The following is a 13,380-nucleotide window of genomic DNA, read 5'->3' on the forward strand; positions in this document are numbered from 1 at the left end:
CAGCATGGACGAGAACCGATCAGGTGTTACCGATGTCCTGAGACATATCCCGTTACCGATGTCCTGAGACTCGACAGTCGGTCCGAACCTCGGATTGCCATGACGTCAGGTCCGGTGACGGTCGTCACCACCCCCACCCCGGTGGATGGTCAGGAAGAACGGCTACCCACCCCTCGCCGGTAGTTTCTTCGCATGACCGAGACTTGGCCCGGCACTGCCTACCCCCTGGGTGCCACCTTCGACGGCACCGGCACCAACTTCGCCCTGTTCAGCGAGGTCGCCGAGCGAGTCGAGCTGTGCCTGTTCGACCCCGACCCGGACAACCCCGGCTCGTTCACCGAGACCCGGCTCGAGGTCACCGAGGTCGACGCCTACGTCTGGCACTGCTACATCCCGACCGTGCAGCCCGGCCAGCGCTACGGCTACCGCGTGCACGGCCCGTGGGACCCGAACAACGGGCTGCGCTGCAATCCCAACAAGCTCCTCCTCGACCCCTACGCCAAGGCCACGGCCGGGGAGATCGACTGGGACCAGTCGCTCTTCGCCTACAACTTCGGCGACGAGGACTCGCGCAACGACGACGACTCCGCGGCGCACATGACCCACGGCGTGGTCATCAACCCGTTCTTCGACTGGGAGGGTGACCGCCGCCCGGCCATCCCCTACAACGAGTCCTTCATCTACGAGGCGCACGTCAAGGGCCTGACCCAGCTGCACCCCGACGTGCCGGAGGAGCAGCGCGGGACCTACGCCGGCCTGGCGCACCCGTCGATCACCGCGCACCTCAAGAAGCTCGGCGTCACGGCGATCGAGCTGATGCCGGTGCACCAGTTCGTCCAGGACTCGACCCTGCTCGACCAGGGCCTGCGGAACTACTGGGGCTACAACACCCTCGGCTTCTTCGCCCCGCACGCCGACTACTCCGCCAGCGGCCTCGGTCAGCAGGTCCAGGAGTTCAAGGCGATGGTCAAGGCGATGCACGCCGCCGGCATCGAGGTCATCCTCGACGTGGTCTACAACCACACCGCCGAGGGCAACCACCTCGGTCCGACGCTGAGCTTCAAGGGCATCGACAACGCGGCCTACTACCGCCTCGTCGAGGACGACCAGCGCTACTACATGGACTACACCGGCACCGGCAACACCCTCAACGTGCGCCACCCGCACTCAGTGCAGCTGATCATGGACTCGCTGCGCTACTGGGTCACCGAGATGCACGTCGACGGCTTCCGCTTCGACCTCGCCGCCACCCTGGCCCGCGAGTTCTACGACGTCGACAAGCTGTCCACCTTCTTCGAGATGGTGCAGCAGGACCCGGTCGTCAGCCAGGTCAAGCTGATCGCCGAGCCGTGGGACATCGGCCCCGGCGGCTACCAGGTCGGCGGGTTCCCGCCCCAGTGGACCGAGTGGAACGGCGCCTACCGCGACACCGTCCGCGACTTCTGGCGCGGCGAGCCGTCGCTGGGCGAGTTCGCCTCCCGCCTCTCCGGCTCGAGCGACCTCTACGAGCACTCCGGTCGCCGCCCGTTCGCCAGCATCAACTTCGTCACCGCCCACGACGGCTTCACGCTGCGCGACCTCGTGTCCTACAACGAGAAGCACAACGAGGCCAACGGCGAGGACAACAACGACGGCGAGAGCCACAACCGCTCGTGGAACCACGGCGTCGAGGGCCCGACCGACGACGCCGAGATCCTCGAGGCGCGTGCCCGCGAGCAGCGCAACTTCATCGCGACCCTCCTGCTCAGCCAGGGCGTGCCGATGCTGCTGCACGGCGACGAGCTGAGCCGCACCCAGGACGGCAACAACAACACCTACGCCCAGGACAGCGAGATCAGCTGGGTCCACTGGGACGACGCCGACAAGCCGCTGATCGAGTTCACCGCGGCGGTGGCCAAGCTGCGCGCCGACCACCCGACGTTCCACCGCAAGCGCTTCTTCACCGGCAACACGGTGCGCACCGGCGACGGCGAGCGACTGAACGACATCGTGTGGCTCGACCTCGACGGCGAGCCGATGGAGGACGCCGACTGGGCCGGCGGCAAGGCCATCGGGATGTACCTCAACGGCAACGGCATCGCCGGCAAGGACGCCCGCGGCGCCGCCATCACCGACGACCACTTCCTGCTCTACTTCAACGCCGACGGCCCGGCGCAGGTGACCCTGCCCACGGAGGAGTACGCCGCTGCGTGGGACGTCGTGATCGACACCGGAGGCGACGCCGACGCCGGCCCGACGTTCGAGGCAGGGGGGACGTTCGACCTCGGCACGCACAGCCTCGTCGTGCTCCGCGAGCACACCGAGCCCGAGGTCAGCCCGGACCACTCCGTCGCTGCATCGCTCGCGGCGCGCTCGGGTACGGACCTCACGTGACCGACGCCTCCCCGTCCGACCGGCCCGAGCAGCCCGAGCGACGTACGCCGCGCAGCACCTACCGGCTGCAGGTCAGCCCCGACTTCACGCTGCACGACGCCGCGCAGGTGCTGCCCTACCTGCACGACCTCGGCGTGGACTGGGTCTACCTGTCGCCGCTGCTGGCGTCCGAGCCCGGCAGCACGCACGGTTACGACGTCGTCGCGTTCGACCACGTCGACCCCGAGCGGGGCGGCGAGGAGGGCCTGGCCGCGCTGTCGGCCGAGGCGCGACGGCTCGGGATGGGCGTGCTCGTCGACATCGTCCCCAACCACGTCGGTGTCGCGACGCCGTCGGAGGACCCGTGGTGGTGGGACGTGCTCAAGCTGGGGCGCGGGTCCGAGCACGCATCGGCCTTCGACGTCGACTGGGCGGCCGGCGACGGGCGCATCGTGATCCCGGTGATCGGTGACGACGACGAGGGCGCGATCCGCGTCGTCCGCCCGGGCAAGGGGGAGGGCGAGGTCCGCTACCACGACCAGCGCTTCCCGCTCGCTCCCGGCACGTCCACGCTGGAGGAGCAGCACTACGAGCTGGTCAGCTGGCGCGCGGCCGACGAGGACCTCAACTACCGCCGCTTCTTCGCCGTCAACACCCTCGCCGCCGTGCGCGTCGAGGACCCCGAGGTGTTCGCCGAGACCCACGTCGAGGTCAAGCGGTGGTTCGACGAGGGCCTCGTCGACGGCCTGCGGGTGGACCACCCCGACGGCCTGCGAGACCCCAAGCGCTACCTCGACGACCTCGCCGCCCTCACCGGCGGCGCCTACGTGCTGGTCGAGAAGATCCTCGAGCCCGGCGAGCTCCTGCCCACCGACTGGGCCACCGCCGGCACCACCGGCTACGACGCGCTCGCGCTCATCGACCGGGTGCTCACCGACCCCGCCGGCGAGGCGCCGCTGACCGCGCTCGAGGACCGGCTCCGCGGCACGTCCGTGGACTGGGAGCAGATGGTCCACGACAACAAGCGCGCCGTCGCCGACGGCATCCTCCACTCCGAGGTCCGGCGCATCACCCGCGAGGTCGAGCGCGTCCTGCACGCGGGCCAGGCCGAGGTGGACGAGAGCGCGGACGAGGACGAGGTGGCCGACGCGATCGCCGAGCTCATCGCCTGCTTCCCGGTCTACCGTTCCTACCTGCCCGAGGGCCGCGACCACCTCGACCAGGCCTTCGCCCGCGCGCGGGAGACGCGCCCCGACCTCGCAGCGACGTACGACGTCCTGGAGCCGCTGCTGCACGACGAGTGGAGCCAGCCGGCCCGGCGCTTCCAGCAGACCTCCGGCATGGTGATGGCCAAGGGCGTCGAGGACTGCTCGTTCTACCGCTGGTCACGACTGACGTCGCTCAACGAGGTGGGCGGCGACCCGTCGATCTTCGCCATCGGCGTCGACGAGTGGCACGAGGCGATGGCCGCGCGCCAGCGCGACTGGCCCGACGCGATGGTCACCCTGTCGACCCACGACACCAAGCGCGGCGAGGACGTCCGCGCCCGCATCACCGTGCTCGCCGAGGAGCCCGGCCACTGGGAGCGGGCGCTCGACGAGCTGCTCCGGCTCGCGCCCGTGCCCGACCCCGGCTTCGGCTCGCTGCTCTGGCAGGCCGTGCTGGGCGCGTGGACGCCCGACCACCTGCCCGACCTCCGCGAGCGGCTCCACGGCTACGCGGAGAAGGCGATGCGCGAGGCCGGCGACCGGACGACGTGGACCGAGCCCGACGAGGCGTACGAGTCGCAGGTGCACGCCGCGGTCGACGCGGTCTTCGACTCCGACGACGTCCGCTCCGTGCTGCTCGACCTCGCGACCCGCGTCGACGCACCCGCGCAGGCGAACTCGCTCGCGGCCAAGCTGCTCGCCATCACGATGCCGGGCGTGCCCGACGTCTACCAGGGCAGCGAGCTGTGGGAGACCTCGCTCGTCGACCCCGACAACCGCCGCCCGGTGGACTTCGACCACCGGGCCGCCGTGCTCGCCGGCACCGCCGAGGACGACGCGGCGACCAAGCTGCACGTCACCTGCACCGCCCTCACCCTGCGCCGTGAGCGGCCCGAGCTGTTCACGACCTACGCGCCGGTGCGGGCCACCGGGTCGGCCGCGGGCCACGTGGTCGCCTTCGACCGCGGCGGCGCGATCACCGTCGCGACCCGGCTCCCCGTCGGCCTGGCGGCCGACGGCTGGGGCGACACGTCGCTCGACCTGCCCGAGGGCCGCTGGCACGACGTGCTCACCGGCCTCGACACCGACGGCCGGCTCGAGACCCTGCTCGCGGTCCACCCGGTCGCCCTGCTGGTGCAGAAGAACTGAGGAAGGACTGACGATGACCACGCCCTCTCGGGGACCCTTCGACGTCTGGGCGCCGCGCCCGCAGCGCGTACGGCTGAGCGTGGCGGTCCCCGGTGGGCAGGGCGTCGTGGACATGACCCGCGACGCCGACGGCTGGTGGACGCCCGCCGGTCCGGTGCCGACGGACGGTCCGGTCGACTACGGCTACCTCGTCGACGACGACCCCGACCCGCGCCCCGACCCGCGCTCGCGCCGCCAGCCCGACGGCGTGCACGGGCTGTCGCGACGGGACACGACGACTTACGAGTGGGGCGACGCGGCCTGGACCGGACGCCAGCTGGCCGGCTCGGTCATCTACGAGCTGCACGTCGGCACGTTCACGCCCGCCGGCACCCTCGACTCGGCCATCGAGCGGCTCGACCACCTCGTCGACCTCGGCGTGGACCTCGTCGAGGTGATGCCGGTCAACGCCTTCAACGGCACCCACAACTGGGGCTACGACGGCGTCGCCTGGTTCGCCGTCCACGAGCAGTACGGCGGCCCCGACGCTTACAAGCGCTTTGTCGACGCCTGCCACGCCGCGGGCCTCGGTGTCGTGCAGGACGTCGTCCACAACCACCTCGGCCCCTCGGGCAACTACCTCCCCGTGTTCGGCCCCTACCTCAAGGCCGGCCGCAACACCTGGGGCGACCTGGTCAACCTCGACGGCGAGGACTCGGACGAGGTGCGGCGCTACATCCTCGACAACGTGCGGATGTGGTTCGAGGACTACCACGTCGACGCGCTGCGCCTCGACGCCGTGCACGCGCTGCACGACACCTCGGAGGTCCACCTCCTCGAGGAGATGGCCATCGAGACCGCCGCGCTGTCGGCGCACCTGCGCCGCCCGCTGACCCTGATCGCCGAGTCCGACCTCAACGACACCCGGCTCGTGCGTCCGCGCGAAGCCGGTGGCTACGGCCTCGACGCCCAGTGGAGCGACGACTTCCACCACGCGGTCCACGTCGCGCTGAGCGGCGAGACCACCGGCTACTACGCCGACTTCGAGCCGCTCGAGGCGCTGGCCAAGGTGTGCGAGCGGGGCTTCTTCCACGACGGGACGTTCTCCTCGTTCCGCGAGCGTGACCACGGCGCGCCGGTCGACACCGAGCACATGCCGACCTGGCGGCTCGTGGTCGCCAACCAGAACCACGACCAGGTCGGCAACCGCGCCCGCGGCGACCGGCTCGCCGAGCACCTCGACGACGACCAGCTCGCGTGCGGGGCACTCCTGACGCTCGCCGGCCCGTTCACGCCGATGCTCTTCATGGGGGAGGAGTGGGCCGCCTCGACGCCCTTCGCGTTCTTCACCTCCCACCCCGAGCCGGAGCTGGGCAAGGCGACCGCCGACGGCCGGATCGCGGAGTTCGAGAGGATGGGCTGGGACCCCGACGAGGTCCTCGACCCCCAGGACGTCGAGACGTTCCGCCGCTCGAAGCTGGACTGGGACGAGCTGGCCACAGGCCGCCACGCGGTCGTGCTCGACTGCTACCGGCGGCTCGGCCGGCTGCGCCGCGAGCTGCCGCAGCTCACGGATCCCGCCTTCGACGCGGTCTCCTGCACCGTCGAGGGCCGTCTGTTCACCATGCGCCGCGGCGACCTCCTCGTGGTGGTCAACGCGGGCGACGAGCCAGTGACGGCCGAGGTGGGGGAGCGGGAGGTCCTTTTCGACACCCCCTCCGGCTCGGCGCTCGAGGGCGGCACGCTCGCGCTCCCGCCGCACGGTGGCGCGCTGCTGCGCTGATCCACACCCTGGTCGGCGGATCCTCGGGGATCCGCCGACAACTTTTTGCCGCCCACCCCCGTCTCCCTCGTGAACGGCCCGTTCCCGGGCCCCACATGACGGGGAACAGAACCATGAACCGCATCACCGCACTCGCCGCCACCCTGGCCCTGACCGCCGGCTCGCTGGCGCTCGCCACGCCGACGCAGGCGGCTCCTGCCAAGGCCCGGACCTACAAGGTCACCGCCAAGGCCAGCACCGAGGTCGCCGTCGCCAAGGAGGACGTCGTCAAGATCCGCGGGCGCGTCAAGCCCAAGGCCGCCGGCGAGAAGGTCGTCCTCCAGCAGCGCGTGGGCAACAAGAAGAAGTGGAAGTCCACGGACAAGGCCAAGGTCAAGCGCAACGGCAGCTACGTGCTCAAGGACAAGCCGACGACTCCCGGCGCGCGTGAGTACCGCGTGCTCAAGCCGGGCAGCCGCGGCATCAAGAAGGGCTACAGCAAGACCATGCCGGTCGAGGTCTACAAGTGGGAGAAGCTGGTCTACCGGCCCAGCGGCCCCCGCGTGAACGTCGAGCCCGCGGGCGTCCTCATCGGCGCGGAGTACTACGGCCAGAGCCTGGCCACCACGATCGCCGGGACGCCGTCCTCGGTGGAGTACACCCTGGGTCGCAAGTGCACCGACCTGCGTGCGACGTACGCCCTCACCGACAGCGCCGCCACCGGCTCCAGCGGTGCCGTGACGGTCAGCGCCGACGGCGCCGTCCTGGCCACGCACTCGCTGTCGGTCGGCACGGTCGTCGCCGACGAGGTCCTCGACGTCTCCGACGTGTTCCGCCTGAAGGTCGACCTGTCGACCACCGCCACGCCCGCCGCCGTGGCCGCAGTCGCGACGCCGGAGGTGCTCTGCACGCGCTGACGCGCGCCCGATCCGGCAGCGGCGGGCACGACCGGGGTCACAGGCCCGGGAGTGCTCGCCGCTGCTGCTGTCCGGATCACTGCCGTGCCGACCGCTGCTTTCGACACCTTTCCCGCGCGAGCCGTACTGTTGCTCCTTGTGGCAGGCATCGACTTCGACCAAGAGATCAAGCAGCTCCAGGCGACCATGAAGACCGTCGGCCAGGTGCTCAACCTCGACCGCATGCGCGACGAGATCGCGGACCTGGGCGAGCAGGTCGCTGCCCCCGACCTGTGGGACGACGTCGAGAGCGCCACCCGCATCACGGGCCGCCTCTCCGCCCTCCAGGGCGAGCTGGACCGCTTCACCGGTCTCGAGACCCGCATCGAGGACCTCGGCCTGATGGTCGAGATGGCCCAGGACGAGGGTGACGCCGACACGCTTGCCGACTCCGAGGCCGAGCTGGCGCGCATCAAGAAGTCCGTCGAGTCCCTCGAGATCCGCACCCTCCTGGCGGGGGAGTACGACGAGCGCGAGGCCATCGTGACCATCCGCTCGGGCGCCGGTGGCGTCGACGCCGCCGACTTCGCCGAGATGCTGATGCGGATGTACACGCGCTGGGCCGAGCAGCACAAGTACGGCGTCGAGGTCTACGACGTGTCCTACGCCGAGGAGGCGGGCATCAAGTCCGCCGAGTTCGCCATCCACGCGCCCTACGCCTACGGGACCCTGTCGGTCGAGGCCGGCACGCACCGCCTCGTGCGGATCAGCCCCTTCGACAACCAGGGCCGCCGCCAGACCTCCTTCGCCGCGGTCGAGGTCGTCCCCGTCCTCGAGCAGACCGACGAGATCGAGGTCGACGAGAACGACCTCCGCGTCGACGTCTTCCGCTCCGGCGGTCCCGGTGGCCAGTCGGTCAACACCACCGACTCCGCCGTCCGTCTCACCCACATCCCGACCGGCATCGTCGTGTCCTGCCAGAACGAGAAGTCGCAGCTGCAGAACAAGGCGTCCGCGATGGTCGTCCTCAAGGCCAAGCTGCTCGCCAAGGCCAAGGCCGAGGAGGCCGCGCTCAAGAAGGACCTCAAGGGCGACGTCGCCGCGAGCTGGGGCGACCAGATGCGCAACTACGTCCTCAACCCCTACCAGATCGTCAAGGACCTCCGCACCGGCCACGAGTCGGGCAATCCCAGCGCGGTCTTCGACGGCGACCTCGACGACTTCATGGAGGCCGGCATCCGCTGGCGCCGGGGGGCCGAGAAGGTCGACGCCTGAGGCGTTTCGCACGGTGACCCCGGGGTAGAGGTCAGGCACTGACACGCTGACGGCGGGACCGCGCGAGCTCACCGGCCACACCGAAGACTCCGGCGCGGTCGCCTGGCCACCCGACGGCTCGGTCCTCTCCTCGGTGCCGGCCGGACGCTGGGTCGGGCGCACGGCGGGTTTCGGCGTCGCGTCCACCCCTCACGTAGCCTCGACGCCGTGATTCGCTTCGAGAAGGTCACCAAGACCTATCCCGGCCACCCCCACCCCGCTCTCGACAACATCTCCGTCGACATCGAGAAGGGGGAGTTCGTCTTCCTCGTGGGCTCGTCGGGATCGGGGAAGTCGACCTTCCTGCGCCTGGTGCTCCGGGAGTACCGCCCCACCACCGGTCGCGTCTACGTCGCCGGCAAGGAGATCAACCGGCTGGCCGGCTGGAAGGTGCCGCGGCTGCGCCGCGACATCGGCACCGTCTTCCAGGACTTCCGCCTGCTGCCCAACAAGACCGTCACCGAGAACGTCGCCTTCGCGCTCCAGGTGATCGGCAAGTCCCGCAAGGAGATCAACGACGTCGTCCCCGAGACGCTCGAGCTGGTCGGCCTGAGCGGCAAGGGCGACCGGATGCCCGACGAGCTCTCCGGCGGCGAGCAGCAGCGCGTCGCCGTCGCCCGGGCGTTCGTCAACCGCCCGATGATCCTCATCGCCGACGAGCCGACCGGAAACCTCGACCCCACGACCTCGGTCGGCATCATGAAGCTCCTCGACCGGATCAACCGCACCGGCACGACCGTGGTGATGGCCACCCACGACGCCGGGATCGTCGACCAGATGCGCAAGCGCGTCATCGAGCTCGAGAACGGGCACGTCGTGCGTGACCAGGCGCAGGGCGTCTACGGCCACCAGAACTGACACCGGGCCCCGACCGCTCCGGACCCGCCACACCCGATCCGCCACCCCGAACGAATCGAGATCCCGACCCCATGCAGCTGCGCTACGTCTACTCCGAGCTCGGCCAGGGCCTGCGACGCAACCTGACGATGCACCTCGCGGTGATCCTCACCCTCGTCGTGTCGCTGACGCTGGTCGGCATCGGCCTGCTCTTCCAGCAGCAGGCGACACGAGCGGCCGACCACTTCGGCAACCAGCTCCAGATCACCGTCTACCTCTGCCGGCTCAACGACTCCAACCCGGTCTGCCCGAACCCGGTGACCGAGGCGCAGAAGGCGGAGATCGAGGCCGTGGTCGACGCCAACCCGGAGGTCGCGAGCTATCGCTTCGAGTCCGGCGAGGTGGCCCTGGAGAAGGCCAAGGAGCTCTACGGCGAGGAGCTCTTCTCCGGCGACAACCCCGCGCTGACCGCGGAGGACATGCCGCAGACCATCTGGATCACGCTCGAGGACCCCGAGGAGTACGAGGGCATCAGCAGCGCGGTGCAGGGCCTCGACGGGGTGTCCCGGGTGCGCGACCTCCGTGAGCAGGTCGGTCCGATCCTGACCACGATCACCAAGATGCGCACGTACGCCCTCGGCACCGCCGGCCTGCTGGTGCTGGCCGCTCTGCTGCTGGTCGCCAACACGATCCGGCTCGCGGCCTTCGCGCGCCGCAAGGAGATCGGCATCATGCGCCTGGTGGGTGCCTCCACGCTCTACATCGCGCTGCCGTTCCTCCTCGAGGCGCTCGTCACCGCGCTCATCAGCGTCGCCCTCGCGGTCGGGGCGCTGGCGGCGTTCCTGCGCTTCGCGATCGGTGACCTCGCGAACAACCTGAGATTCGTCCCGTGGATCAGCTGGGACGAGTTCTGGCTCGCCGCCGGCGCGGTCGCGATCCTCGGGCCGGTGCTGACGGTGGTCCCGACACTCGTGTTGACGCGCAAATACCTCAAAGTCTGAGCATCGGGGGTTAGCGTCTAGGCGTCTCGCTCGGCACCACGTCGGGAGGGGCACCCTTCCCCGCTTCCCCGACGCAAAGGCTTCCCCCGGTGCGTACCTTCCCCCGTGCCGCCCATCGCCGCATGGCCGCAGCTCTCGTTGCCGTCATGGCGCTGGGCGTGTCCGCCGCCGCTCATGCCGACGACCTCAAGGACAAGAAGAACCAGGTCGAGCGCGAGCTCAAGGGCGCCAGCCAGGACCTCGACGCGTCCAGCGCGCAGCTGCGCAAGGCCGCGGCGCGCCTCGATGCCGCGCAGGAGCAGCTCGGCGTCGCCAAGACCCGACTCGCCACGGCTCGCGGCAAGGTGGAGGTCGCCCGCGAGCGCGACGCCCAGATGCAGGCCGAGCTGGTGGACGCCGAGGCCGAGCTCGCTGCCGCCGAGGCCGCCCTCGCGCAGGGTCAGGTCGACCGTGACGCCCAGCGCGAGAAGGTCGCCGGCACCGTCGCCGACATGTACGCCGAGGGCGATCCCGAGCTGATCGCGTTCTCGTCCCTCCTCGACGCCGAGTCGACCGAGGAGCTCACCCGCCGTGACGGCGTACGAGACGTCGTGATCGGCCAGGAGGCTCGCGAGTACGACGAGCTGAAGGCCTCCGAGGTGCTCCTCGAGGTGCGCCAGGACCAGGTCGCCGAGGCGCGCGACGTCGTGGCTGCCAAGCGGGAGGCCGCCGCCGAGCACCTCGAGCTGATGCAGGCCCTGGAGGCGGAGGAGCAGGCGGCCAAGGACTCCGTCGTCTCCCTCGTGATCGAGCGCCGCGACGCCCGGGCGAGCGCGAGTGCGGCCCGAGCGAAGGACCTCGCCAAGCTGCGCAAGCTCGAGAAGGAGCAGCAGCAGATCGAGGAGATGCTCCGCAAGCGCGCGCTCGCCGCCCTCCGCCGCCAGCGCGCGCAGGCCAGGGCGCAGGCCCGGTCGCAGGCGTCCACGCCGAGCCCGGGGCTGCTCGCCTACCCGGTCGAGGGCTACGTCACCTCGCCGTTCGGCTTCCGCACCCACCCGATCTACCAGTACTGGGGCCTGCACGACGGCATCGACTTCGGCGGTGGCTGCGGCACTCCGCTGCGCGCCTCCGCGCCCGGCAAGGTCGTCTCCTCCTACTTCAGCGGCGTCTACGGCAACCGACTGGTGATCGACCACGGCGTGCTCGGCGGCAAGGGCATCGCCACGATCTACAACCACGCCAGTGGCTACAACGTCGGCGTCGGCGACCAGGTCCAGGAGGGGCAGGTCATCGGCTTCGAGGGCAGCACCGGCTGGTCGACCGGGTGCCACCTGCACTTCACGGTGATGGCCAACGGCCAGGCCGTGGACCCGATGAACTGGATGTAGGGCGTTGGACACCGCCTGAGAGAATGACTCCATGGCGAAGGAGCAGGGCCAGAAGATGGTCGCGCAGAACAAGAAGGCGCGCCACGACTACCACATCGAGGACACGTGGGAGGCCGGCCTCGTCCTGATGGGGACCGAGGTGAAGTCGCTGCGCCAGGGTCGCGCGTCGCTGGTCGACGGGTTCGCCGAGATCGACAACGGCGAGGCGTGGCTGCTCGGGGTGCACATCCCGGAGTACAGCCAGGGCACGTGGACCAACCACTCGGCCCGCCGACGCCGCAAGCTGCTGCTCAACCGCACCGAGATCGACAAGATCGAGCGCAAGCTCACCGACAAGGGCTACACGGTCGTGCCGCTTTCGCTCTACTTCAAGGACGGTCGCGCGAAGGTCGAGATCGCCCTCGCCAAGGGCAAGAAGTCCTACGACAAGCGCCACACCCTCGCCGAGCGCACGGCCAACCGCGAGAAGGTCGAGGCGGTCCAGCGGCGGCTCAAGGGCCACCGGGATTGAGGCCGGGAGTGAGGCGGGGACTGAGGCCGGGGCTGAGCGCGGGGTGACCCCCGTCGAGTTCGCCCGGGCCCTGGGCCTGCCCGGCCTGATCGACCTGCACACGCACTTCCTGCCGCCGCGGGTGATGGCCAAGGTGCGCGCTCAGTTCGACGCCGCCGGCCCGCTCATCGGCCGGCCGTGGCCGCTTCACTACCGCGACGAGGACGACGCGCTCGTGGACGTGCTCCGCTCCTTCGGTGTACGCCGCTTCACCGCGCTGCCCTACGCCCACAAACCCGGGATGGCCGAGTTCCTCAACGACTGGGCGGCCGGGTTCGCGGAGCGCGTGCCCGAGGCGGCGGTGTGCGGCACCTTCTTCCCCGAGCCCGGTGTGGCGGCGTACGTCGCCTCCCGCACGGCCGACTCGCCCCACCGGGTCGAGGTCTGGAAGGTGCACGTGCAGGTCGGCGCGTTCGACGTCACCGACCCGCTGCTCGACGAGGCGTGGGGGATCGTCGCGGACGCCGGGACGCCCGTGGTGCTCCACGCCGGGAGCGGGCCCGTCGCCACCGAGCACACCGGCCCCGGGCCGGTGGCCGACCTGCTGTCCCGGCACCCACGGCTGCGCCTGGTGATCGCGCACGCCGGCGCCCCGGAATACGCCGACTTCCTCGCGCTCGCCGAGTCCCACGAGCGGGTGGCGCTCGACACCACGATGGCCTTCACGCCGTTCTTCGAGGAGATGGGCGGCGCGTACCCCGCCGACCTGCTGCCCCGGCTGCGTGACCTCGGGATGGCGGGGCGGGTGCACCTCGGGAGCGACTTCCCGAACATCCCCTACCCCTACGTCGTCCAGCTCGAGGCGCTCGAACGGCTCGGGCTGGGGGAGGACTGGCTGCGCGCCGTGTGCTGGGACAGCTCCGCCGCCCTGCTGGGCTGAACCGCCCGGACTTCCGCCCCCCAGCGGTGTGTGAGGCACGTTCTGGCGCTCGGAAAGCTGCGCCACGCACCCCGAGCCGGGTGGC

Annotated in this window: 10 protein-coding genes; all 10 read left to right on the forward strand. The window is 70.6% G+C overall.

What is annotated here, in order from left to right; all coding sequences use genetic code 11:
- Positions 1–192 precede the first annotated feature (192 nt).
- The 10 genes from glgX (at position 193) to Q1B24_RS19705 (ending at position 13,295) form a co-directional block, all read left to right on the forward strand.
- Positions 193–2,373 carry a glycogen debranching protein GlgX gene (gene glgX, locus Q1B24_RS19660; protein WP_299931865.1) on the forward strand — a complete coding sequence of 727 codons (2,181 nt, stop codon included), beginning with the start codon at positions 193–195 and terminating at the stop codon, positions 2,371–2,373.
- A complete protein-coding gene (gene treY / locus Q1B24_RS19665) occupies positions 2,370–4,709 on the forward strand; it encodes a malto-oligosyltrehalose synthase (protein ID WP_299931867.1) in 2,340 nt (779 codons plus the stop codon). The genes glgX and treY overlap by 4 nt, the downstream gene beginning before the upstream one ends.
- Positions 4,710–4,722: 13 nt before the next feature.
- Positions 4,723–6,471: a malto-oligosyltrehalose trehalohydrolase gene (gene treZ, locus Q1B24_RS19670; RefSeq protein ID WP_299931869.1), complete on the forward strand. Its 1,749-nt coding sequence runs from the start codon at positions 4,723–4,725 to the stop codon at positions 6,469–6,471.
- Positions 6,472–6,584: 113 nt separating this feature from the next.
- A complete protein-coding gene (locus tag Q1B24_RS19675; RefSeq protein ID WP_299931871.1) occupies positions 6,585–7,367 on the forward strand; it encodes a hypothetical protein in 783 nt (260 codons plus the stop codon).
- Positions 7,368–7,505: 138 nt separating this feature from the next.
- Positions 7,506–8,621, forward strand: a complete 1,116-nt coding sequence (prfB, locus tag Q1B24_RS19680; protein WP_299931873.1) for a peptide chain release factor 2 — start codon at positions 7,506–7,508, stop codon at positions 8,619–8,621.
- A 207-nt stretch (positions 8,622–8,828) separates the two neighbouring features.
- Complete coding sequence (gene ftsE / locus Q1B24_RS19685; protein WP_299931876.1) at positions 8,829–9,518, forward strand: cell division ATP-binding protein FtsE; 690 nt, start codon at positions 8,829–8,831, stop codon at positions 9,516–9,518.
- A 71-nt stretch (positions 9,519–9,589) separates the two neighbouring features.
- A complete protein-coding gene (gene ftsX, locus Q1B24_RS19690) occupies positions 9,590–10,498 on the forward strand; it encodes a permease-like cell division protein FtsX (RefSeq protein WP_299931878.1) in 909 nt (302 codons plus the stop codon).
- A 122-nt stretch (positions 10,499–10,620) separates the two neighbouring features.
- Entirely contained in the window at positions 10,621–11,865 is a 1,245-nt protein-coding gene (locus tag Q1B24_RS19695) for a M23 family metallopeptidase (RefSeq protein WP_299931880.1), read from the forward strand.
- Positions 11,866–11,896: 31 nt separating this feature from the next.
- Positions 11,897–12,376, forward strand: a complete 480-nt coding sequence (smpB, locus tag Q1B24_RS19700) for an SsrA-binding protein SmpB (protein ID WP_299931882.1) — start codon at positions 11,897–11,899, stop codon at positions 12,374–12,376.
- 43 nt (positions 12,377–12,419) lie between these two features.
- Entirely contained in the window at positions 12,420–13,295 is an 876-nt protein-coding gene (locus tag Q1B24_RS19705; RefSeq protein ID WP_299931884.1) for an amidohydrolase family protein, read from the forward strand.
- Positions 13,296–13,380: the final 85 nt, after the last annotated feature.

Source organism: uncultured Nocardioides sp., assembly GCF_947488025.1.
Classification (GTDB): domain Bacteria; phylum Actinomycetota; class Actinomycetes; order Propionibacteriales; family Nocardioidaceae; genus Nocardioides.